Genomic DNA, 22,207 nt, shown 5'->3' with positions numbered 1-22,207 from the left:
TGGTTTTTTGCTTTTAGAGATAAAATTATAAAATGGGGATTTTATTAAAACGTCTACACCTTTAAGAAAAGCCTTCACTTCGCATCAGCGTATCAAATGCATTTCCATCAGTACGCGATGCATTGGCAACATAAGGGGCATATACGTCAAACAATAAGCGGGTATCGCTGTGACCAAGCATTTGCGAAATGTACAAGGGATTCTCAAGGGCTGCTATATGAAGCACAGCTGAAGTGTGACGCGTCTCGTAAGCGCGTCTGCGTTTAAGTCCTGCTTTGATTAATGTGGGGTACCATAATGCTTTACTCACATAGTGGGTATCCAGTGGCGCACCGGATTTTTTCCGGTAAACACAAAGTCAGAATAGGGGGCATATCCAGCCTCACTTGAATCTTTAATTCGTTTAAAGGCTTCATAGATGGTATCGCACATCTTTAAGTCTCGGCGTGATTTAGGTGTTTTTACATCACACACTTCACCATTTACCCAGTTCTGACGGATACGAATTAAACGGTGTTCAAAATCAATATGCTGCCATTCAAGGCCGTGTATCTCAAAGCTGCGTATGCCAGTCCAAAATCGGATAATAAAGTAATCCTTCCACTCTTGTGGCACCTTGTCTAAAAACTTGCGCACCTCTTCAATCGTCATTGAGTATGACTCTGCTTTTTCTTCCTTAAGCGCTTTGTAGCGTCTTAAGGGATATTCAAATTTAAATTCTTCAGCGGCCAAGCTAATGATGGCAATAACAGGCCAAAGTAAGAAATTAATACGGCGATTGGATAATTGACGTGTCTCACTGTCTTTCATTATTTCCATAAGTTCCTGACGAAAATAATCTATTTGAGACAGGGTGATTTCATTTACCAAGGTATTACCGAATTCGGGTATAAGGTATTTATCGAGTGTGTTGCGGATGGTGCATTTATAACTGTTTTTCCAAGCGCCTTTTTTGCGTTCAAACCATTGGTTAGCAAAGTCATTGAAAAAGGGTATTCACGGTCAGGATGTTTGTCGCGCTGAAGCTGCTCAAATTTTGCGACCTTTTTACTTTTCGGAAAATAGTCACGATATTGAAAGCTGCCTAAATCAATCTCAGCGTTCATTTTTTTGAGCATGGCTTTGGCTTGGGTGAGGTTTTTAGGGGTTGCCATCAGTTTACTGCCTTCACGAAAACGGCAGCCATAAAGATGCATGTCGAACTGAATGCGCCCGTTTGGACGTATGCGAATATGAGCCATACTGGTCAATCCAAACTGGACACTTTTAGTTGGGAATTTTCAAACGCTACTGATGACAGATCACCATTAGCGGAATGTAGCCGTTCTAGTTGTAATATTTCATATAAGTAGCCACGCCTTTTTAGAGACTGTTACACCCTCCCAGATTTCTTCATCCATTAAAGATAACAGCACTACATAATCACTATTTTATATATTTGAACTCTTTAAATACCAGTATGGCTGCACCAAATCACTTTGCTGCTTTGCTTTAACCCACAAAATCCAATAAAGATTGCTGTGGCTTAAAAATGTCGCAATTAGATGAGTCATTGTGCGGGCTTTTCGTATATAATTTGCCTCCACTTAAAAGTGTGACCTTATTTTTGTTTTATACCAACATGGACTGTTGGTTTTGGAGTTGTTATGTCTCGTAAATATTTTGGCACCGATGGTGTAAGAGGAAAGGTGGGTGAGTTTCCGATTAACCCGTCTTTTGCGATGAAATTAGGTTGGGCTGCAGGGACGGTTTTAGCGTCAGCAGGCACCAAAGAAGTGATTATCGGTAAAGATACTCGTATTAGTGGTTACATGTTAGAAACCGCCATGGAAGCAGGCTTTTCTGCAGCAGGGATTAATATTGCTTTGGTTGGCCCAATGCCAACACCGGCTATCGCGTATTTAACTTCGACTTTTAGAGCTGATGCAGGGGTGGTGATCAGTGCATCCCATAACCCTTATTACGATAACGGTATTAAGCTGTTCTCAAACTCGGGTACCAAGCTTAACGATGCTCAAGAATTAGAAATTGAACACTTACTTGATCAAGCCATTAATCATGGCGCAATGTCGTGTGTGGACTCGGCAAAGTTGGGTAAAGTGCGCCGTATTGCTGATGCTGCTGGGCGTTATATTGAGTTTTGTAAAGGGACGTTTGATAAAAATAAATCCCTTGCAGGTTTGAAAATCGTCGTTGATTCGGCTAATGGCGCAGCGTATCACATCGCTAAAGAAGTGTATGCTGAGCTCGGCGCTGAAGTGATCAGCATTAATGATAAACCAGATGGGTTAAACATTAATGAGCGCTGCGGCGCAACTCACCTTGATAGCCTGCAAACTGCAGTGATGGTGCATGAGGCTGACTTAGGTATTGCCTTAGATGGCGATGCTGACAGGGTGTTGTTTGTTGATCATAACGGCCATGTGGTTGATGGCGATGAAATCATCTTTATTTTAGCGCAAGCGTTTCAACAAGCTGGTGAGTTAAATGGCGGTGTTGTCGGTACCTTGATGTCAAACCTAGGTTTAGAGCTGGCACTTAAAGAAATGGATATTCCCTTTATTCGCGCTAAAGTGGGCGATCGCTACGTGGTTGAGCAGCTTAAAGAAACCGGTTGGTTGCTTGGCGGCGAAGGCTCAGGCCATATCTTAAGCCTTAAACATACCACCACGGGTGATGGTATTGTGGCATCGCTGCAAGTGCTTGATGCTGTAATTGAGTCAGGTAAAAGCTTAGCTGAAGTTAAGTCTGGTATGACAAAACTGCCGCAAGTGCTGATCAATGTGCGCTTAAGTGCCAACAACGCCGATGAAATTATTGCCTCTGATGCCGTGCAGCAAGCAGTAACAGCTGCTGAGCAAGTGATGGGTGATAATGGCCGTGTGTTATTGCGTAAATCGGGTACTGAGCCATTAATCCGTGTAATGGTTGAATCAACCGATGCGGATATGACCCAAACCCAGGCGCAATCAATTGCGGATGTGGTTAAAGCGGCAAGTTAATAATTTGTCTTATCAATCAGGGTAGATTTATCTATGCTATTAAATGCCAGAGTATTGATACTCTGGCATTTTTGTTTTTAGCGAAACAATAACTTTAGGCTTATATTGGGTATAATGTTTCGCTACAAGTTTACAGCTGAAGTCAGTCGTTTTAGTTCATTATTGTTAAGGTTTTTTGAGTATGATTTTAATTACCGGCGGTGCAGGTTTTATTGGTAGTACGCTTATCCGTCATCTCATTAAGCATACCGATGAGACAATCGTTAATATTGATGCATTAACCTATTCGGGTAACCTTGATTCTCTACAGGACGTTGAGCATTCACACAGATACCATTTTGTTCATGCTGATATTTGCGATGCCAAGAGTTTAAACCAAGTTTTTGATAAGTTTAAACCGACAGCGGTAATGCACCTTGCTGCAGAAAGCCATGTGGATCGCTCCATTGATAACGCCAGTGCTTTTATGCAAACCAATGTTATCGGTACATTGACCCTGCTTGAAGTGTGCCGTGAGTATTGGAACACACTAGCAGCTGATGCTAAAACTGCGTTTCGATTTCATCATATTTCAACCGATGAGGTTTTCGGTGACTTAGGCTGTGATGAGCAGCCATTTTCAGAGCAGACGTCATATAAACCCAGCTCGCCTTATTCAGCCTCTAAAGCTTCTTCTGATCATTTGGTCAACGCCTGGCACCGCACCTACGGCTTGCCTGTGGTGGTCAGTCATTGCTCAAACAATTACGGTCCTTATCAATTTCCTGAAAAGTTGATCCCCCACACCATTTTGAATGCCTTAGCAGGTAAGCCGTTAACCGTTTACGGTAATGGCCTGCAAGTGCGAGATTGGTTACATGTAGAGGACCATGTTCGCGGTTTATATCAAGTGCTGACACATGGCGAAGTAGGTCAAAGCTATAATATTGGTGGCCTCAATCAAGTCACCAATATTGATGTGGTTAACAGCATATGTGCGCTATTAGAGCAATTGGCACCAGAGGCTAAGCTAGGCTGCCAATCTTATGCTGAGTTAATTACCTATGTTGACGATAGGCTCGGTCATGATAGTCGCTATGCCATTAATGCATCAAAAATTCAATCACAATTAGGTTGGCAACCTGAACATGATTTTCATTTGGGGTTAGCTGCAACGGTTAAATGGTACATCGATAATCCTAGCTGGTGGCAACAGATCTTAACTGGTGACTACCGCCTTAACAGACTTGGGCTCGCTAATGGAAATATCAATGAGTAGTTTAAGCGCTGTGCAGCCCATCACTTCTGCACAGTATAAAGGCATTATATTAGCGGGTGGCACGGGCAGTCGCTTATTTCCGCTAACCCTTGGCACCTCTAAACAGTTATTACCTGTCTATGATAAGCCGATGATTTATTATCCCTTATCGGTACTCATGCTGGCGGGTATTAATGACATTTTACTGATCTCAACCTCTGAAGTTCTGCCCAGCTTTAAACGCTTATTAGGCAACGGTGAACGCTTTGGTATTAAGCTCAGTTATGCAGAGCAAGCAGCGCCAGAGGGTTTAGCGCAGGCGTTTATCATTGGTGAGCAGTTTATTGGTGATAGTAACGTGGCATTAGTGTTAGGCGATAATATTTTCTATGGGCAAAACTTTACTGAAAAGCTAAAACAAGCTACAGCCAAAGCGTCTGGTGCAACCGTATTTGGCTATCATGTTAGCGATCCCGCGCGATTTGGGGTCATTGATTTTGACGATAATGGCATTGCCCTAAGTATTGAAGAAAAACCGAGCGTCCCTAAAACCAACTTTGCCGTTACAGGGCTTTATTTTTACGATAATGAGGTCGTATCCATTGCTAAGCGTATTACTCCGTCAGCAAGAGGTGAGCTTGAAATTACCGATGTGAACATGGCTTATCTGGCTAAAAAAGCCTTAACTGTGGATATATTAGGGCGAGGGTTTGCTTGGCTTGGTACCGGAACCCATGATGCACTGCTTGAAGCGAGTCATTTTGTGCAGACCATTGAGAAACGCCAAGGCTTAAAGGTGGCCTGTCTTGAAGAAATCGGTTTCATTAATGGTTGGTTATCTGTTGATGAGTTAGCGCAACAAGCACAATTTCATCAAAAAACGGCATATGGCACTTACCTAAGCCAACTCGTAGAGGAACATCGTTGATGAAGGTTATTGATACTACCATTTCTGATGTCAAAATCATTGAGCCTCAAGTGTTTGAAGATGAACGTGGCTTTTTTATGGAAACCTTTCAACAAGCTCGTTTTCAACAATTGCTAAAAGCCAATCAATCCTTTGTGCAGGATAACTATTCACGCTCACTTTATGGTGTGCTTAGAGGGCTTCATTTTCAAACCCAGAAGCCGCAAGCTAAATTAGTGAGAGTCGTTAGAGGCAAGGTGTTTGATGTGGTTGTTGATATCCGCCCACAGTCATCAACTTATGGCGCTTGGGTTGGGGTTGAGTTATCTGAGACCAACCAGCGACAATTGTGGGTGCCAGAAGGCTTTGCCCATGGCTTTGTTGCTTTAGAAGCGTGTTGTGATGTTGAATACAAATGTAGCGATTATTATGACCCTAAAAATGAAGCTTGTCTTAGCTGGGACGATGCTGACTTAGCCATTAATTGGCCTATTAGGGAGGTCATTCAATCTGCTAAAGATCAACAAGGGTTATCTTTTCAGGCGTTAAAAGCAATGCACAATGAGCAGGCGTTAACCTTAAAGCCGGACATCACAAAGTGAAGCTGTTATTAACAGGCGCTAATGGTCAGTTAGGATTGAGTATTAGGCGCTGCATTGCAGATCATAATGCCTTTTTAGCCAAGAATAATGGCAACTATTCTAGAATTATTAGCAGAGCTCTTAACAGAGAGAACAACAGAGAGAGCCACTGTAAAATTAACACCGACTTGTCATCTCAATGCATGCCAAATGAGCTACAACTTCTCACGGCAGATAAATCAGATTTAGAGATCAGTGACGCTAATGCGGTCATGGAAATGATTGATAGGCTTAACCCCGATTTAATCATCAATTGCGCCGCCTACACCCAAGTGGACCAGGCTGAAACACATCAGCAGCTTGCTGATGATGTGAATGCCACAGGGGCGAAGAATCTTGCCTTAGCGGCGCTAAAAGCATCTATTCCACTTATTCATATCTCAACCGATTATGTGTTTGATGGCAAAAGTGGCAGGCTGCCATCTCAAGCTGCAAGTTCAGCGCTGCCTGTAGATGAGCCCAAGCTTGCTGGTGGCCTTGAAGCAACCTTTGCAACCGCCTCTAACACTGCTATTGAAACTGCAATTGAAAACAGTCCAAGCCCATATTCTGAAACTGCTGTGCCAAATCCGCTGAATATTTATGGCGAGTCTAAGTGGCGCGGCGAGCAATTGATTACTGATATTCTGCCGCAGCACATTATCATTCGAACGTCTTGGCTGATAAGCGAATTTGGGCATAACTTTGCTAAAACGGTGCTGAGATTAGCCAAAACTAAACCGACTCTGGCGATGGTGGCCGATCAAATAGGTTGTCCTACTTATGCGGGGGATTTAGCCAAAGCGATATTAAACATCGCTGCGCAAATTCAGCAGGGTAAAACAGTTTGGGGCACTTTTCATTACTGCGGCGATACAGCTACCAGCTGGTATGGTTTAGCAAAAGCCATTGTCGATGAAGCAAGTGTACAAGCTAAGTTACTAACAGTTCCTACACTCAAGGGGATTGATACTCAGGACTATCCTTTGCCTGCTAAGCGGCCACCCTACAGTGTGCTTGATTGCCAGCAGATAAAAATGGCTTGGGGTATCGATGCTTGTGATTGGCAAGTATCCATTAAAACTTTGATTAGAAATCTCGATATTGATGTTTTATAACTTTTTTTAAGAGTATTTATAACGGTTTACAGATTTTGCTCAAGCTCAGCTTAAGTAATCGGCTACACAAATGCTAACTCATTAATCGGCCTAATCCTCCCAGTGTCTTTGGTTAACATCTAACCTTTCGCAGTTAGCTTTTCAGTTGTCACTCTCTACCACTTAGATGATTGGAGGAGTGAGTTATTACTTTTTAGATCATTATTCCAAACAAACCTTTTCATCCTTTTTATTCCTTTTTGTTATATTCAACCCTTCATTAATAACTTTTACTATCAGTTGATACTGGTAATATGATTGCATGCAACTTGGGATTAACAATCATCGTTATGAGACGGATCATCATTTGTCTGTTTAAAGCGTATGAATTATTAAAGGTTTATTGGAATAGATATGTCGACACAATTGACTCATTTAAAGCAACTTGAAGCAGAATCCATTCAAATTATGCGTGAAGTCGCCGCAGAATTTGATAACCCTGTCATGCTCTACTCGGTAGGTAAAGACTCCTCGGTTTTATTGCACCTTGCGCGTAAAGCTTTCTATCCCGGCAAAATTCCATTTCCTTTGATGCATGTTGATACCAACTGGAAGTTTAAAGAGATGATTGCTTTTCGTGATCAAATGGCCGAAAAGTACGGCTTTGACTTAATCGTTCATAAAAACCCTCGCGGTTTAGAAATGGGCTGTAGCCCGTTTGTTCATGGTAGTGCTAAGCACACCGACATCATGAAAACTGAGGGCTTAAAGCAAGCGTTAGATATGCATGGTTTTGATGCTGCTTTTGGCGGTGCACGTCGTGATGAAGAAAAATCCCGTGCCAAAGAGCGTGTGTATTCTTTTCGCGATAACAAGCACAGATGGGACCCTAAAAACCAACGTCCTGAGTTATGGAATATTTATAACGGTAAAGTGGATAAAGGCGAAAGCATTCGCGTTTTCCCATTATCAAATTGGACTGAATTAGATATCTGGCAATATATTTATCTTGAAGGTATTGAAATCCCATCGCTTTATTTAGCTGCAGAAAGACCAGTTTTAGAGCGTGATGGCACCTTAATCATGGTTGATGATGACCGAATGGAGCTTGAAGAAGGCGAAGTCATTGAGCATAAGATGGTGCGCTTTAGAACATTAGGTTGCTATCCACTCACTGGCGCAGTTGAGTCGGTTGCACAAACCTTACCTGAGATTATTCAAGAGATGCTGCTTTGTACAACATCTGAGCGTCAAGGACGAGTGATTGATAATGATTCATCCGGTTCAATGGAAAAGAAAAAAATGGAAGGGTATTTCTAAGCTTTTTAAAACCTCATTTTTATGAAGTGTTTGGCACTTCTGATTATTTGAACCATTACATTACCAATGTGTTGCTGCAGTTGAATATACGCTCAGAGCAGCGCGTTAGCTTAAGGAATTTATGATGTCTAATACCGCTTTAATCGCTTCAGATATTGAAGCTTATTTAAAAGTTCATGAAAATAAAGATATGCTGCGCATTTTAACCTGTGGCAGTGTTGATGATGGTAAATCGACCCTTATTGGTCGTTTGTTGTATGACAGTAAAATGATTTTTGAAGATCAAATGGCGGCCATTGAAAAAGACTCAAAACGCTTTAATACCACAGATGAGTCGTTCGATTTAGCCTTATTGGTTGATGGCCTGCAGTCTGAGCGTGAGCAAGGTATTACCATTGATGTGGCTTATCGCTATTTTGCCACCGAGCAACGTAAATTTATTATTGCTGATACTCCAGGTCATGAGCAATATACCCGCAATATGGCAACGGGCGCTTCGACTGCTGATTTAGCGATTATTTTGATTGATGCAAGGCATGGGGTGCAAGTACAAACTCGCCGTCACAGCTTTATTTGCTCTCAGTTGGGTATTAAGCACGTCATCATTGCCATCAATAAAATGGACGCGGTGGATTACGACCAAAGCGTTTATCAAAATATTAAGAAAGAATATCGTGAGTTTGCTGAAAACCTGCAGTTTAACGATATTCGCTTTGTGCCGATTTCAGCATTAAAGGGCGACAATGTTGTCAACGAGAGTGCCAACATGACTTGGTACCCGGGTTCAACCATGATGAAACTGTTAAATACCGTGACGGTTGCCAAAGATAAAACCCACCCATTTCGTATGCAAGTGCAATACGTTAATCGTCCAAATCTGGATTTTCGCGGTTTTTGTGGCACGGTTGCATCGGGCGATATCCGCGTTGGTGATACCGTCAAAACCTTGCCTTCAGGTAAAGAAAGTAAAGTTAAATCTATAGTGACCTTTGATGGCGAGCTTGAAAAAGCCACTATCGGCATGGCAATTACCATCACCTTAGAAGATGAAATTGATATTAGCCGTGGTGACATGCTAGTTCGCCCTCATGAACTGCCATTATCAAGCAGCAATTTTGAGGCCGATGTGGTGTGGATGACTGAAGAGCCATTACATGTCGATCGTGAATATGCTATTAAAATGGGCAGTAAATCAGTTTATGGCTATGTCGAGAATGTGAATCACAAAGTCGATGTGAACACCCTAGAGACATTTGATGCACATCAACTTGAACTTAATGAAATGGGTAACTGTAACTTTGCAGTCAATGAAGCTGTGCAGTTTGATGCTTATGATATCAATCGAACCACTGGTGCGTTTATCATTATCGATCGCCTAACCAATGTCACCGTGGGCGCGGGGATGATAAGAAATTCATTAGAAGGCAAAGCAGCAACCACTGAAGCCAAACCTTCAGCATTTGAAATCGAATTTAATGCATTGGTTAGAAAACATTACCCTCATTGGGGCGCAAAAGTCATAGGCTAAGCTAGTACAGCCTAGCACCTAGGCTTTATCAAAAAGCTGCAATGCGATTGATTAGCTTGCAGCTTTTTTTGACTTTGTATCCTTGAGGTTGGTTTCTATTTATGTCTACAGATGCATACTTAACAATAAGTATTTTCATACTAACGATTTGTGGTTTATTAAAATTTCAAAGTCGACCTGCTGCTGTGTGCGGTGTGACCTTATTATCCTTAGTTGCACTTGGGCTGGTGTCTAAAGCGCAATTATTATCGAGTATTGCTAACCCTGGGTTAATCACACTCATTCTATTAATCATTTGCTCTTTCGGGTTAGAGAAAACCCGATTGCTGAGAGTTATTGCCTCAAAAGTGATTGTTGTTGGCTATAAAGCCACTTTTTTACGGCTGTTTGGTGTCACCACGATTTGTTCTGCGCTACTTAACAATACCGCGGTGGTGGCGACGCTTTTGTCGCCAATACGTAATAACCCGCATCATTTTGCCAGTAAATTATTATTGCCTTTATCCTACGCGGCAATTCTCGGTGGCACGCTGACTTTAATTGGCACCTCAACCAATTTGATTGTTAATAGCCTGTATATTGATGTTGAAGGGCGTTCATTAGCCTTTTTCTCTTTTACCGCTATCGGCTTAATACTGGTGATTTGTTGCGGGGCCGTGTTAGCTGTGTGTGTCAGGTTTTTGCCAGAAAATGAACAGACACTTGATGGTAATAAAGGTTATTTTATTGATGCAAAAATCATTGAAAACTCAGAGCTGATTGGCCGCTCTGTCGAGGCCAATGGTTTACGGCATTTAGAGTCATTATTTTTAGTTGAGGTCGTTAGAAAGGGAAGGTTAATCACCCCGGTCGCGCCAACAGAAGTGTTACAACAAGATGATCGACTTATTTTTAGTGGTGATATTGCAAAACTAGGACAATTAGGCCAGTTTTCAGGGCTTGAAACATTTGCCCATAAAAATGATTTAAAAGGCTCAAATCTCACTGAAGTGGTGGTAAAGCAAGAAAGTATTTTAGTGAGAAAAACACTAAAGAAAGTCGGCTTTAGAGCACTATTTGATGCCGCCGTGGTGGCGATTCGCCGAGATGGCGAAAATGTCTCTGGCAAACTTGGTGAAGTCGAGTTACAAGCGGGTGACTTTTTAGTGTTATCTGTCGGTGAGGATTTTAAATCTCGACGTAATTTAAGCAAAAACTTTATTGTGCTTAGCGGCGTCGAAACTGAGATACGCCTTAACGGCTGGAGGGCATGGTTAGCTGTCGGTGGCTTTTTAACTTCAATAGCCCTTGCCGCATTTGGGGTCATTGATTTACTTGAAAGCTTAGTGATTTTATTAGGGCTACTGGTGTTTAGTCAGTCACTTAACGTCAATGAAGTGATGCGCCGATTACCGGTCAATATTTGGCTCATCGTCGCCTCTGCCATTTTACTTTCCCATGCATTGGTTAATGCTGGCGTTGTCGAATTAATTGGTGATGTGGTTAATCAGAGTGTCGATAAAGAGCATGCTTATATTGCCTTGATTATGGTTTATATTCTCACATGGTTGATGACTGAATTAGTGACCAACAATGCTGCTGCAGCGCTAATGTTTCCCATTGCTTATAGTTTGGCGCTCGGTTTTGGGGTGGATGTTTTACCTTTTGTGATGACTGTGGCATTTGCTGCCAGTGGCAGTTTTATTAGCCCTTACGGTTATCAAACCAATTTAATGGTGTTTAATGCAGGGCAATATAAGCTAAAAGACTTTGTCAAAGTCGGTTTGCCCGTCAGTATTGTTTACGGCTTAATCGTGAACATCAGCGTGCCAATATTTTTCCCGTTTTAATGGGCAGCTTTAAACAATAAAAACATAATATTTGTCAGTATTAACAGAACTAAAAAGTGAACAAGGAATAATCATGTCAAATACACCCTACCAAGACGTTAATGTGCTTGGTGACAAGTCAACAGATGTTGTTTGGCACTTGGCAAGTGTGTCTCGGGCACAGCGCATTAAGCTAAATGGTCATAAGCCTGCCGTTTTATGGTTCACAGGGTTAAGTGGCTCTGGTAAATCTACAATTGCCAATGCAGTTGATAAAATGCTTCATGATCTAAACTGTAAAACCTATGTGCTCGATGGTGATAACGTTCGCCATGGCCTAAATGGTGACTTAAGCTTTACTGATACTGATAGAGTTGAAAATATTCGTAGGGTTGGTGAAGTATCCAAGCTATTTGTCGATGCGGGGCTGATTGTGTCTACTGCTTTTATTTCGCCTTTTTTAGCTGATCGCGACATGGTGCGAAGCCTGTTGGCAGCAGATGAATTCATCGAAATCTTTATTGATACCCCGTTAGCGATTTGCGAACAACGCGACCCTAAAGGGTTATATAAAAAAGCCAGAGCGGGCGAGATTAAACACTTCACCGGCATTGACTCAGCTTATGATGCGCCGACGAATGCTGAAATTCATGTGAAGACCGCAGAGCAAGATATTGAGCAGTGCGCTTTACAAGTGATTAGCTATTTAACAGATAACGGTTACTTATCGTAAGGCTTGGTTTTAAGCATGGTAGAAAGCACTTCTCAGCCAAAGATTTTTACACAAGGTTTGGCTTCAAAGAATCCACATTTGATCCTATGGTGCTTATGGCTAGAGTAAAAAATATTGAAGCGGCTCAAAAAGCATTAATATAAAGGATGCAAAGTGTGCCTAAAAATTATTCCTGCTATTCAGAGAGCTTGAACAAGTGCGGTACACTAAAGTAACAAACTTTATTATAAGAAAACGATATCCGCCCTCAGAAAATTATTAAACTATTGAGTTGTAACCGTTCATGATAACCATATTTTTATAAAATTTTAATACGGGCGTACAGTACTGCTATTGAGTGCTGCCATTGAATAATTAAAAAGGCCTTCACAAATATTTGTGAAGGCCTTTTTTGATAATAGTTATTGTCATCGTTTATTGATAAATAGGGACATTACTTTCTCATCATTCTCGCCACATACATGCCGTCACTATTGGCTTCAAAGGGCCATACGGTAATATGCTCAAGCTTAGCTTGGGTAAATGGGTGTACGCTGGTGATCAACTCAAAGTCACTATTGTGTTGTAAAAATTGCTGCACCACTTGTTCGTTTTCAAGCGGTGATAATGAGCAGGTTGCGTAGACGAGTTTGCCGCCTGGTTTTACCGCCTTTGAACTGCGAGTTAAAATATCTAACTGCAGTGCGGGTTTATCTTCGATACAGCTTGGCTCATCTATCCAGCGCATATCTGGGTTTCTGCGCCATGTGCCAGTGCAACTACATGGGGCATCAACCAGTACGCCATCAAAATGGGCTTTGGCTACCGGTAAAGCATCGCTTTTCCAGCGCGTCACAGTAATGCTGTCAAAGTTTGCCCGTTTAGCGCGCTTATTAAGCTCTTCTAGGGCTTTTGAACGAATATCTGATGAGGTAATAGTACCTGCTGTATTGTTGTTTGAGGCGGCATTTTGCAGCATCAATGAGCGCAGCTGTAATGTCTTACCGCCCGCGCCACTACAGGTGTCCCACCATTGCTCGTTTGCTAAAGGCTGACAGACATTGCCGATAACTTGCGAGGCTAAATCTTGAATTTCAAGTTTGCCCTGTTTGTATAAATCAACGTCATTGAGGTTAATGCTTTTGCTGCCAAGGCTTAATGCATCAGTAAAGTATTCATTGGCTAGGGCATCAATACCAGCTGCTTGTAATGTGGTAACAGCTGATGCTGTATCAATGCGCTGCGCTCTTGCCCAAATGGGAGGACGGCTACTCATGGCTTCAATCAATTTTAGTTTGTTTTGCTGATCATCAATGGTGCATAGCGCCCAAAACCAATCGGGTAATAGTTGAGTTTCAGCAAATTCAATGGTCGTGAATAACTGGCCCATAAGGCTATTTTTATGGCTAACATCAAAGTTTGCACTTGATTGCGGATTAGATGAGTTAGCAACATCATTAGCGTCAATGGTTTGATTTATCAAGCTGACTTGTTCGGGGCTTAAGCCGCCAAATTGTTGCCACGCATCTGCAAACGGACGCCATTGATGCTGCTCAAGTAAGGCGCAAGTACTGAGCATTTGATACCAAGTTTGTTGCTCATGCTGAGAACCCAGCTGTTTTAGCCAGCCCCACCAACGAAATAGCCCAAATAAGGTTTCGCGGATCACGCGGCGATCTTTTGAGCCATGCTTTTTGTGCTCACGGAAGTAGTTTGCCACAATCCTATCAGCAGGCATTTTGGTGTCTAATACTTCATCGAATAACTTTTTGATGGTGGCAGAGTAGCTTAATGCTCTTTTTTCTGCGGGAGTATTAGCTTGAAGATGGGGTTGATTAACTGGTTCCATGACTCACTCAGGTTGGCTTTGCAGCGCAATGGGGATAATAGTGCTGCAGTTTACCATGACTGCTACTGTTGTTAAATCCGTGGTTGCAAGGTCAACAGCGGTTAAATCAAGGTATGTGACCTCAAATGCGACTAATCCTTAGATTAGTCGCCTTCCATTTTGTGGATAAAAGACAATTTAGTAAACAGCTCTATTAAAATGGGTGGTCTACCATCACCCAAGCATTGGTGGCTTCATCTGATTGGGCGATATCAAACCTTACAATGATCCCTGCGGTTAATGCTCTAAGAGAAACGCCGTAATCAAATTTCAAATCGGTTAATAATTCATTGGCGGTATAAGCCTCGCCAACGCGGCCAGCTTCAACAAAGCCCACCAATTGAAACCAATCTAGACGTAAAAATTTAAGCCAGTTTACATCTTCGATGGGGTTGTTTTTGAAGGTATAGCGATATTCTGCAGTGCCGTATATGGAGGCTTTATCATGAAAACGACTGTTGTCATAACCGCGCATTCGATAAAAACCACCAAGTGTTGCGCCTTCGCTGTAAGGGGCATCATTGGTGATCCGCCTGCCTCCTTCGTCGTTATACTCAAGCTTCCATGAGGGCGAGTAACCTGTCCAAAAATTTAACGCTAATATACGCTGGGATGCCCAGTCGGAGGCGCCAAAAGAGAAGTATTTACTGGCTTCAAATTCGATAAATGTCCACTGATTATCAGAATCTAGCCAAGCCGCATCATGGGAAATGGCGACAAACTGCTTACTGCCGTAACTGGGGTTTCGTGAAAAGTCGGTATTATCATAAAGCAGTCCTAAACTCATCGCATGAACGGCTCCATCTAATTCTCCGTCTTCAAATTCAAAGGTTTCAAAGCGGTTAAATTGTTTCAGTGTCGCCACTGTGGCTCCAGACTCAAGCGGATTCCAGCTGTCACCGCCAGAGGGTTTTGAGCTCAGCAAGCCGCGGGTTAGTTCATAGTGTACTTGGCCTTTATCACGTGTTGCGCCAATGGGTAGGGTGTATTCAAGCTGTATATTCCACCAGTTTGACGAGCCATCAGCTTGTAAAAACTGTTCATTTGATGAGTCATTACTACCAGGGATAGGTGTGCCTGCAGGGGTATAATTTAAGGTGCCCCCTGCGTAGGCTTTTTTCTGTGGATAATAACCGACAAAGCCAACGGCACTTAAAAAGAAGCGTTCGGTTCGTGGTATTTTAAAGTTCCAAATTCCTGCGCCAACACCGTAACTGACATCGCCACCATAGACAGTAGCGCCAATCGTCATTTGTTCTTGTCCATAACCACTGACCATAGTGCCAATGCCTAAGTTTAATCCCATTGAGTCAGTGCTGAAAGCGAAGGGGAGTATCAGCTCTTCGGTACCAACCCTTGGGGACTCAGCGCGATTAACGATGGATTTGATATTCTTTGGCGCGCTATGGGCAAAAGATTGCGTCAGTAATAGTGAAAAGGCCAAAAGGGCGGTGAAATAGTATCGAGTCGAAGCTCGGGAAAAGCGCATTTTTATCATCCGTGAGCCTTTAACATTGTCGGTGAGTACGTAATTAACGGGCTGATAGTTAATCATTTTATTTATTAGATAAATATAGATGAAGTTGATTAAAAATCTAATTCGGCGGCTAATTTAGGCCATATTTATTGCGACTAGTTTGAGGGCGACGAGTGATAGCAGAGATTAAATCGCTATCACTAAATGCTATTTTGTCCCCAAAAGCTCAGTTGTTTGCTTGCAAGAATGGCTAAGATCAAGCGAAGTATCGAGTAAATGGGTATCGACGCCATACAAGCCGATAAGCGTATTAAACAAATTGTCATGGGAATGTGTCCCCTGACTCACTTGCGTGATGATACATTGACGGTCGAGTTGCTTTGACTGGGTGTAGCTTTCTGGTAACCATAGATACCAAGGCACATGGGTTTGCTCTGCTGGCGCAAAGGCATAAGGGGTGCCATGAAGATACATGCCGCTTTCACCTAGTGATTCACCATGATCAGAGATATACATCATTGCCACTTCATAATCGCTGGCATATAGCTCTAATAGTTTTACGATTTCTGACAAAATATAATCGGTATAAACTAAGGTATTGTCATAGACATTGATGATTTCTTCATCACTGCAATTTTCAAGATCGCTGCGCTCGCAGGCGGGGCTAAAATGCTGCTTATCTTTAGGGTAACGATTGAAATAGGTTGGCCCATGGCTCCCTATAGTGTGCAATATCAATAATTGATTGGTTAAGGTTTGCTGCTTGTTTTCTAATCTCTGCTCGATATGTGAAGCGAACTCGCGCACCAGTACTTGATCATAACAGCTACTACCGTCACACAAGTCATCACTTGAGTCAGTCGGAATATTAAACTCAATCACATGGGCTGCCAGATGTTTATCACCGCCATCATTGTCAAGCCACACCACTTCTGCGCCTGCTGTATGAATAATGTCTAGTAGGTTGTCACTGGCCAGTGCTTTTTCACGGTTATAATTATCGTGAGTGAGATCGGAAAACATGCAAGGTAATGAATGCGCGGTCGCGGTGCCACATGAGCTGACGTTATTAACAATAATGAAGTCTAAATTTTCAGTGTATGGATTGGTGTTACGACTATAGCCGTAATAAGCCATATTTTGAGCGCGGGCTGTTTCGCCGACGACCAGTACAAATAAAGTTGGCTTAGTTGGGTTGGTATCGATTAAGCGTGCATCTTGGCCTCTAACGGTATAGGGCAAGGGGGTGACAAAGTTGTTTTTATAAAGATATTTTACCGTATTGAAAGCATGGGCGGGTATGATCATTTTTTTAAGGTAAGTATTATTTCGCCCCATGGACACATAGTCCTTATAAAAGCCTAGCAGCACGACTCCTATTAAACCTAAGCCTACAACCACTAATGTTGAGCGTCTCATTAAGGATTTAACTACGCTTTGTGATGGCGTTAGGCGCACTCGCCACAACCATATGGTTGGAATTAGTCCAAACACCACGATATATAAAATAGACGTGGTGCTGATATAGGACAGGGCTTCGCCAGTATTGGTTTCAAAGATATTTTCAATCATGGCGTAATCAAAATACACCTGGTATTTCATGGTGCCATACATGGCTGCTGCAGAGGTGAGCAGTAAGATTGTCAGTAAGGGTTTAAAGATAAACCGAGACGAAAATAAGCAAAAAACAATGATAAAAATGCCCAAGAGTACGAGCGCCGGCGTAAGAGAGAACACTAAATGGCTATCAGCTGATAATTGAAAAATACGTTGGATAAGCCCAAAGTTAATCACCAGCGCAAAATACAGCGCCATCAGCACTATCATCGTTTCTTTGCTGAGTTCTTTTGGGTTAATGGCAGAATATAGGCGCGAGAATGCTGTCATATTAAATGCCTGCTGGTGATGTTAGTCTCTAGTTTTATACTAGTTGAAATTTGGATAGTCGTCCGCTAATTCACCGACACGGTTTTCAGTGTCTTGGTTAGTCTCGTTTAGCGGCGAATGTTTATCTCTTTAAAGCAAACTCTATCCACGGCCGTTTTATCACGATGATATAAGTCATTATCACTAAAAATCTAAGTCTAAGGCAAAGCATAAATAGCTCATTAAACCGATGGTATGCTTGAACTCTTCAGCGCAGAACTCAACAAAATTATCAGCGCAGACTTGCTCAATGGTGACAGGTTTGATGGCAATAAAATCTTTGCGCTTTAATTCTTCAATGAATGGATGATCTTTATCAAATCCACGCGGTGGTCTTATTAAACGGTCCCCAGATAACTCAAACCCAGCTGCGGCTAATTGTACCGAAGCCTTTTTATAACCGTTAGGGTTTTCATCAATACAATGACGAATGGCATTGAGGGCTTTTGATTCAGGATGCCATATTCCTGCCGCTAAAAAACAACCATCATTGGCAAGGTGTAAATATATGCCCGGGGCATGGACATCTTTTGCTTGAAAATGCCGAAACTGAATACCGACGTTAAGCTTATAAGGGCTTTTATCTTTACTGAATCGACTGTCTCGTTGAGGGCGCATCATACTGCCACCGACTTTTTTAGGTACTGCAGTCAGCCTTGGCGATAAGCTGAGGATGGGCCCTTGCATGGCTTCGATAAACTTAAGGGTTGGGGTGCGCACCAAATCTTCATAGGTTTGCTGATGTTGCTTAAACCATTCTCGGTTGTTGTTATCAGCTAACTGACTTAAAAAATTAAAGCTTTGTTGAGAATACATTGGCTGCCTTATTAGTCTTAATCATTCATTGTCTCATAACGGCATATGATAACCATTAGTTCAAATACTTGTTCAATCATATAGATTAAGGTTAAATTCAATCTATTAACAGCTAGGGTTAAGTATCAGAAAGGCTTATATTAAGCTAGCGCTATGCACTGTCAAAGGCTAATTATTGCAGTATTGATAGTCTAGCCTTGGGATTAAACAGAAAACGTTAAAGGTTTACCATGACGACATCGTTACAAGTGCTTGGTTGGTGTGAATGGGCCACATTTCCAGAAATTGCTAATGAACGGGTCAATATGAAAATTGATACCGGCGCCAAAACATCATGCTTACATGCTTTTAAAATTGAACCCTTTATAAAAAATGACCAAGATTGGATTAAAGTGTGGTTTCATCCTCAGCAAAAGTCGCTGCGTGAAGTTGTGTGTGAGTTTGCGGTGTTTGATCGTCGTAATGTCAAAGATTCTGGCGGACATATAACCAGCCGTTATGTGATAAAAACGCCGATTATCATTGGTGAGCATCATTTTGATATTGAGCTGACATTGACTGCTCGTGACAATATGCAATTTAGAATGCTGCTGGGCAGAAGGGCATTATCAGGAAGATTTTTGGTAGATTCATCCGCATCATACTTGCTTGGCGCTTAATTTAAATTGGTTTTTATTCACAAAACTGAGTCATAAAATAAGGACTTATCGTGGCTTTACATTCCGTATCAATCATCAACCCAACCGTTAGCTCATCGTCTTCGGCTTTAGCTGCTATTTCTAATACAAGCCCTGTAAAGATGACGCCTTCTAAAATCGTCTGTATTGGTCGTAATTATGTCGATCATATCCAAGAGCTGGGCAATGAGATGCCTGCAGATATGGTGGTATTTTTAAAACCCAATTCGGCCATCTCAACAGAGCTTATAGCCTTTCAACAAGAGCCTATTCATTACGAAACTGAGTTATGTTTTGTCATGAAAAATAACCAATTTTCAGCTGTAGGTGTGGGGTTAGATTTAACCAAACGAGCACTGCAATCTAGCCTCAAAACCCAGCAACTACCTTGGGAACGGGCAAAAGCCTTTAACGGCTCGGCGCTATTCAGTGACTTTATTCCCCTTGATTCATTAGGTAAATCAGCCTGCGAAAAGTGGGCTTTTCAATTATCAATCAACGAAAAAGTTATCCAAGTGGGTCACAGCGACTTAATGATGTATAGCACATCTGCCATTAAGCAATCGTTAACTGAATTTATCAGTTTAGAAGACGGTGATATTGTGATGACCGGTACCCCAAAAGGTGTGGGAATGGTTAATGCTGGTGATGTTTTTACCATTAAACTATGGGCAGGAAAAGAGTACCAGGATAGTCATTCAATTGAGGCTTACATGTCGAACAATACGCCTTTGCTAACCCAGCAATGGTTGGCTAAATAGTTTTGTTCAAGATAGTAATCTGATGCTTAGCCGCGAAAGCTTAAAGAGGAAGTTTTGATTTTAAGGTCTATACTTTTAGCGAAAGACCTTTATCTTAAATCCTGCTAAAAGGAAAGTTAGTCTGTTATCAGGCTAATAAATTAGCTATAAATGAGCGGCTAATTAAATATGACATTTCCTAATTCCTGTATAGAAAAGTATTATCATTTATATCAAAACTTGTTCAATTTCTCTGGTGTGTCATGGTGGTTAATCGATTTATCTGAAGACAGTAATACCTACTATTGCAACGATAGTATGTGTGACATGTTTGCTTTAGATAAACAATTAAATCATCACAGCGTTAAAAAAACCTGTCCCATTGCTGGTGATTACAATCAAAATATTGCTATCAAAGACTCCCAAAAAGCCAACAAGATCCGCGATGATTATCTTAAATTAACAAACGGTGTCATCGAAGAGTTTAATAATCGTTTTCCTTACTACGACAGTCGCGTTGACGATGTACTTTATTTTACCAGTAAAGCAAGGGCGGTACTGCGTGATGATAAAGGCAACGCAATCATTTTATTTGGAGTAATTGAGTGTGAACGCACCAGTGCAGAACTGTTTAAACTATTGAAAATAGATAGTTTAACTGGGCTTAATAACCGCCGAGAATTTGATTCTCAATTAGATTTTGTTATTAACTTAGCCAAAAGAGAGCATCAAAATGTCTCTTTAATCATGTGTGATATTGATTACTTTAAAGCTTACAACGATAGTTTGGGTCATTATCAGGGCGATCAATGCTTAATAAAAGTGGCTCAGTGTATTGCCCGAGTATGCAGCCGTTCGACAGATGTGGTGTGCCGCTATGGTGGCGAAGAGTTTGCCATTATTTGTTATGGCGAAAATGTAGATACGGCTGCACTGGCAGAAGATATTCGTAAAAGTGTCTTTGAGTTAAGTATCCCTCATTTTCATGGGGTAGAGCCCGTAGTCACAATGAGTGTGGGTTTTGTTACCATGACGCCAGATGTTGATACAACGGCCAGAGAGTTTATTGAAAAAGCGGATAGTGCGCTTTATCGCGCCAAAGAGCAGGGCAAAAATTGCTGCATTGAATTTACACTTGAAGTGGCTTAATTATGGTGTCTTTATCAATATCTGTCGAGATCCCCGTGATCCGAGCGAAGCGAAAGTTGCGGGGGTAGTTCACTAGGTTGACTGGATACGGTTTGGGCGATGGTATAAGTACAATTTGGGTTTATCTGAATATATGGATCTAGAATGTTAAATCTATAAGCCTGTAGAGTAAGGCTTATAGATTGAATTTGTATCATTCTCAGAGTTAATTCACCGCAGATTTCTCTAGCCGGCAGTGTTAAAAATCTGGCTAAATGAAGGGCGTTGATGAATTTCAATTGGCACACTTAGTTTTCTTGCTAAGTCACTAGCTGCAATAATACCGCGAATATGATGAAGTTCGTGATCAATCACTAACATATGGTGCAAGCTGTTTTCTTTTAAAATACGTACCACATCGCTGACTTTTGCAGTGGCAATTTGATCATAGTCAAACGCTTGAAGATCTTCTCTTTTTACCATGACATCAGTCACTAGCACTTCATCAATGTTGTGTTCTAGCTTTTTCGCTGTCATTAATAAATTATGATGTGAGAGCTCTTGCATGGTAACCACACCAAGGAATTTATCATCCTTATCAATAACAAGTCGCATATAAGCATGGGTTTTTTCCATGATTTTACCTGTGCCTACCGCAGTGGTTGACGCATCAACTACGATTGGACGGGCAACATCAAAGTCAGTAAAAATATCTAATGCAGGTGAGTCCATATGTGCAACTTGAACTTTGGTTGACCATAGTAAGTGATCGACAGATGCGGTGCTGAATAGTTGTAAATTTCTCATTGGCTAACTCCGTTACATTAAAATAAGTAGATCTGGTAACTGAATATAGCGTTGGCTAACTTTCAGGATTGGTGCGACGTTTAAAATTGAGGGGCATCAAAAAAACCATAACCTTAGGCAGTAAGAATAGCGCTGCTTAAACATGTAAGGCAAGTACATGAATGACATTTAATATTGGTTAAGCCATTGTTGTGGTTGTGATTTTTATGTGTGGTGTGTGCCTACTTGTGTTAATGTCGAACCTCTCTAAATTGACGAATCCATTTATCCATGGTTGGCTTGCCTACACTCATGGTTTGAGCAGCTTCAACAATTGAGTAATTTTGAGCTAGCACTAAATTGAGAAGATTCAAGTTTGAACCCTGCGCGAAAAAGTCTTCTTGTACGTTGCTCATAGTGTCACCTGTTAACTTATGAGGTGATGATATCATCTCTAACTAGGTGGCCAAATTAGCTATGACACTACTGACTCCACTCCACAAACTAAGTGCTGCTGTTGCAAGACAACGGCTATCAA

The 22,207-nt window shown here is 41.6% G+C and carries 19 protein-coding genes and 3 pseudogenes; 12 read left to right on the top strand and 10 right to left on the bottom strand.

Annotation, left to right across the window (positions count from 1 at the left end; translation table 11 throughout):
- Positions 1-61: 61 nt before the first annotated feature.
- The 4 genes and pseudogenes from BCU57_RS10550 to BCU57_RS10535 all read right to left on the bottom strand — a co-directional run.
- A complete protein-coding gene (locus BCU57_RS10550; RefSeq protein WP_241903492.1) occupies positions 62-310 on the bottom strand; it encodes a hypothetical protein in 249 nt (82 codons plus the stop codon).
- Positions 307-819 carry a tyrosine-type recombinase/integrase gene (locus BCU57_RS10545; protein ID WP_241903491.1) on the bottom strand — a complete coding sequence of 171 codons (513 nt, stop codon included), beginning with the start codon at positions 817-819 and terminating at the stop codon, positions 307-309. The genes BCU57_RS10550 and BCU57_RS10545 overlap by 4 nt, the downstream gene beginning before the upstream one ends.
- Positions 820-876: 57 nt before the next feature.
- Positions 877-996 (bottom strand): annotated as a pseudogene (locus tag BCU57_RS10540) (integrase); the annotation flags it as partial.
- 110 nt (positions 997-1,106) lie between these two features.
- Positions 1,107-1,196 (bottom strand): annotated as a pseudogene (locus tag BCU57_RS10535) (hypothetical protein); the annotation flags it as partial.
- A gap of 450 nt (positions 1,197-1,646) precedes the next feature.
- On the opposite strand from BCU57_RS10535, the gene glmM reads away from it, so the two are divergent.
- The 9 genes from glmM to cysC all read left to right on the top strand — a co-directional run bounded on the left by glmM (position 1,647) and on the right by cysC (position 12,252).
- The gene (glmM, locus tag BCU57_RS10530; RefSeq protein ID WP_102437583.1) at positions 1,647-3,002 is read left to right on the top strand and encodes a phosphoglucosamine mutase; all 1,356 of its coding nucleotides are present in this window, start codon (positions 1,647-1,649) and stop codon (positions 3,000-3,002) included.
- A gap of 181 nt (positions 3,003-3,183) precedes the next feature.
- On the top strand, positions 3,184-4,260 hold the full coding sequence (gene rfbB, locus BCU57_RS10525) for a dTDP-glucose 4,6-dehydratase (protein ID WP_198589914.1): 1,077 nt from the start codon (positions 3,184-3,186) through the stop codon (positions 4,258-4,260).
- Positions 4,253-5,167, top strand: coding sequence for a glucose-1-phosphate thymidylyltransferase RfbA (gene rfbA, locus BCU57_RS10520; RefSeq protein ID WP_198589913.1), 915 nt, complete (start codon positions 4,253-4,255; stop codon positions 5,165-5,167). The genes rfbB and rfbA overlap by 8 nt, the downstream gene beginning before the upstream one ends.
- Entirely contained in the window at positions 5,167-5,748 is a 582-nt protein-coding gene (rfbC, locus tag BCU57_RS10515) for a dTDP-4-dehydrorhamnose 3,5-epimerase (protein WP_102437581.1), read from the top strand. Before rfbA ends, rfbC begins: the two co-directional genes overlap by 1 nt.
- Positions 5,745-6,884 (top strand): SDR family oxidoreductase, encoded by a 1,140-nt coding sequence (locus tag BCU57_RS10510; protein ID WP_102437580.1) that lies wholly within the window; start codon positions 5,745-5,747, stop codon positions 6,882-6,884. The genes rfbC and BCU57_RS10510 overlap by 4 nt, the downstream gene beginning before the upstream one ends.
- A gap of 393 nt (positions 6,885-7,277) precedes the next feature.
- Positions 7,278-8,183 carry a sulfate adenylyltransferase subunit CysD gene (gene cysD / locus BCU57_RS10505; protein ID WP_076537299.1) on the top strand — a complete coding sequence of 302 codons (906 nt, stop codon included), beginning with the start codon at positions 7,278-7,280 and terminating at the stop codon, positions 8,181-8,183.
- 121 nt (positions 8,184-8,304) lie between these two features.
- A complete protein-coding gene (gene cysN / locus BCU57_RS10500) occupies positions 8,305-9,711 on the top strand; it encodes a sulfate adenylyltransferase subunit CysN (RefSeq protein ID WP_102437579.1) in 1,407 nt (468 codons plus the stop codon).
- A 101-nt stretch (positions 9,712-9,812) separates the two neighbouring features.
- Entirely contained in the window at positions 9,813-11,540 is a 1,728-nt protein-coding gene (locus tag BCU57_RS10495) for an SLC13 family permease (RefSeq protein ID WP_102437577.1), read from the top strand.
- A 73-nt stretch (positions 11,541-11,613) separates the two neighbouring features.
- Positions 11,614-12,252, top strand: a complete 639-nt coding sequence (cysC, locus tag BCU57_RS10490; protein ID WP_102437575.1) for an adenylyl-sulfate kinase — start codon at positions 11,614-11,616, stop codon at positions 12,250-12,252.
- Between the two features lie 433 nt (positions 12,253-12,685).
- On the opposite strand, the gene BCU57_RS10485 is transcribed toward cysC, so the two are convergent.
- From BCU57_RS10485 to BCU57_RS10470, 4 genes are all read right to left on the bottom strand, one after another.
- Positions 12,686-14,080 (bottom strand): RsmB/NOP family class I SAM-dependent RNA methyltransferase, encoded by a 1,395-nt coding sequence (locus BCU57_RS10485; RefSeq protein ID WP_102437573.1) that lies wholly within the window; start codon positions 14,078-14,080, stop codon positions 12,686-12,688.
- A gap of 193 nt (positions 14,081-14,273) precedes the next feature.
- Positions 14,274-15,674, bottom strand: a complete 1,401-nt coding sequence (locus BCU57_RS10480; RefSeq protein ID WP_241903490.1) for a BamA/TamA family outer membrane protein — start codon at positions 15,672-15,674, stop codon at positions 14,274-14,276.
- Positions 15,675-15,803: 129 nt separating this feature from the next.
- Positions 15,804-17,483, bottom strand: a complete 1,680-nt coding sequence (locus BCU57_RS10475) for a phosphoethanolamine transferase (protein WP_102437569.1) — start codon at positions 17,481-17,483, stop codon at positions 15,804-15,806.
- A gap of 183 nt (positions 17,484-17,666) precedes the next feature.
- Positions 17,667-18,338 (bottom strand): DUF2461 domain-containing protein, encoded by a 672-nt coding sequence (locus tag BCU57_RS10470; protein WP_102437567.1) that lies wholly within the window; start codon positions 18,336-18,338, stop codon positions 17,667-17,669.
- 230 nt (positions 18,339-18,568) lie between these two features.
- Here BCU57_RS10470 and BCU57_RS10465 point away from each other — a divergent pair, with 230 nt between their 5' ends.
- The 3 genes from BCU57_RS10465 to BCU57_RS10455 all read left to right on the top strand — a co-directional run bounded on the left by BCU57_RS10465 (position 18,569) and on the right by BCU57_RS10455 (position 20,904).
- Positions 18,569-18,997: an ATP-dependent zinc protease gene (locus BCU57_RS10465; protein WP_102437565.1), complete on the top strand. Its 429-nt coding sequence runs from the start codon at positions 18,569-18,571 to the stop codon at positions 18,995-18,997.
- Between the two features lie 140 nt (positions 18,998-19,137).
- Positions 19,138-19,776, top strand: a complete 639-nt coding sequence (locus BCU57_RS10460; protein WP_102437601.1) for a fumarylacetoacetate hydrolase family protein — start codon at positions 19,138-19,140, stop codon at positions 19,774-19,776.
- Positions 19,777-19,944: 168 nt separating this feature from the next.
- The gene (locus tag BCU57_RS10455) at positions 19,945-20,904 is read left to right on the top strand and encodes a GGDEF domain-containing protein (RefSeq protein ID WP_102437563.1); all 960 of its coding nucleotides are present in this window, start codon (positions 19,945-19,947) and stop codon (positions 20,902-20,904) included.
- A gap of 225 nt (positions 20,905-21,129) precedes the next feature.
- Here BCU57_RS10455 and BCU57_RS10450 read toward each other — a convergent pair whose 3' ends face one another.
- Together BCU57_RS10450 and BCU57_RS10445 are read right to left on the bottom strand one after the other, a co-directional pair.
- A complete protein-coding gene (locus BCU57_RS10450; RefSeq protein WP_102437561.1) occupies positions 21,130-21,690 on the bottom strand; it encodes a CBS domain-containing protein in 561 nt (186 codons plus the stop codon).
- A gap of 236 nt (positions 21,691-21,926) precedes the next feature.
- Positions 21,927-22,121: pseudogene (locus tag BCU57_RS10445) on the bottom strand (IS3 family transposase); the annotation flags it as partial.
- Positions 22,122-22,207: the final 86 nt, after the last annotated feature.

The organism is Shewanella sp. 10N.286.48.B5, assembly GCF_002874355.2.
GTDB lineage: Bacteria > Pseudomonadota > Gammaproteobacteria > Enterobacterales > Shewanellaceae > Shewanella.
This window is presented reverse-complemented; position numbering and strand designations above follow the sequence as displayed.

Bases quoted from the DNA above. Each gene is read 5' to 3' on its own strand.
- cysC (WP_102437575.1), top strand. From the start codon at position 11,614: ATGTCAAATACACCCTACCAAGACGTTAATGTGCTTGGTGACAAGTCA.
- BCU57_RS10455 (WP_102437563.1), top strand. From the start codon at position 19,945: ATGACATTTCCTAATTCCTGTATAGAAAAGTATTATCATTTATATCAA.
- rfbA (WP_198589913.1), top strand. From the start codon at position 4,253: ATGAGTAGTTTAAGCGCTGTGCAGCCCATCACTTCTGCACAGTATAAA.
- cysD (WP_076537299.1), top strand. From the start codon at position 7,278: ATGTCGACACAATTGACTCATTTAAAGCAACTTGAAGCAGAATCCATT.
- BCU57_RS10495 (WP_102437577.1), top strand. From the start codon at position 9,813: ATGTCTACAGATGCATACTTAACAATAAGTATTTTCATACTAACGATT.
- cysN (WP_102437579.1), top strand. From the start codon at position 8,305: ATGATGTCTAATACCGCTTTAATCGCTTCAGATATTGAAGCTTATTTA.
- rfbC (WP_102437581.1), top strand. From the start codon at position 5,167: ATGAAGGTTATTGATACTACCATTTCTGATGTCAAAATCATTGAGCCT.
- BCU57_RS10460 (WP_102437601.1), top strand. From the start codon at position 19,138: ATGACGCCTTCTAAAATCGTCTGTATTGGTCGTAATTATGTCGATCAT.
- rfbB (WP_198589914.1), top strand. From the start codon at position 3,184: ATGATTTTAATTACCGGCGGTGCAGGTTTTATTGGTAGTACGCTTATC.
- glmM (WP_102437583.1), top strand. From the start codon at position 1,647: ATGTCTCGTAAATATTTTGGCACCGATGGTGTAAGAGGAAAGGTGGGT.
- BCU57_RS10485 (WP_102437573.1), bottom strand. From the start codon at position 14,080: ATGGAACCAGTTAATCAACCCCATCTTCAAGCTAATACTCCCGCAGAA.
- BCU57_RS10470 (WP_102437567.1), bottom strand. From the start codon at position 18,338: ATGTATTCTCAACAAAGCTTTAATTTTTTAAGTCAGTTAGCTGATAAC.
- BCU57_RS10545 (WP_241903491.1), bottom strand. From the start codon at position 819: ATGGAAATAATGAAAGACAGTGAGACACGTCAATTATCCAATCGCCGT.
- BCU57_RS10475 (WP_102437569.1), bottom strand. From the start codon at position 17,483: ATGACAGCATTCTCGCGCCTATATTCTGCCATTAACCCAAAAGAACTC.
- BCU57_RS10450 (WP_102437561.1), bottom strand. From the start codon at position 21,690: ATGAGAAATTTACAACTATTCAGCACCGCATCTGTCGATCACTTACTA.
- BCU57_RS10480 (WP_241903490.1), bottom strand. From the start codon at position 15,674: ATGATTAACTATCAGCCCGTTAATTACGTACTCACCGACAATGTTAAA.
- BCU57_RS10465 (WP_102437565.1), top strand. From the start codon at position 18,569: ATGACGACATCGTTACAAGTGCTTGGTTGGTGTGAATGGGCCACATTT.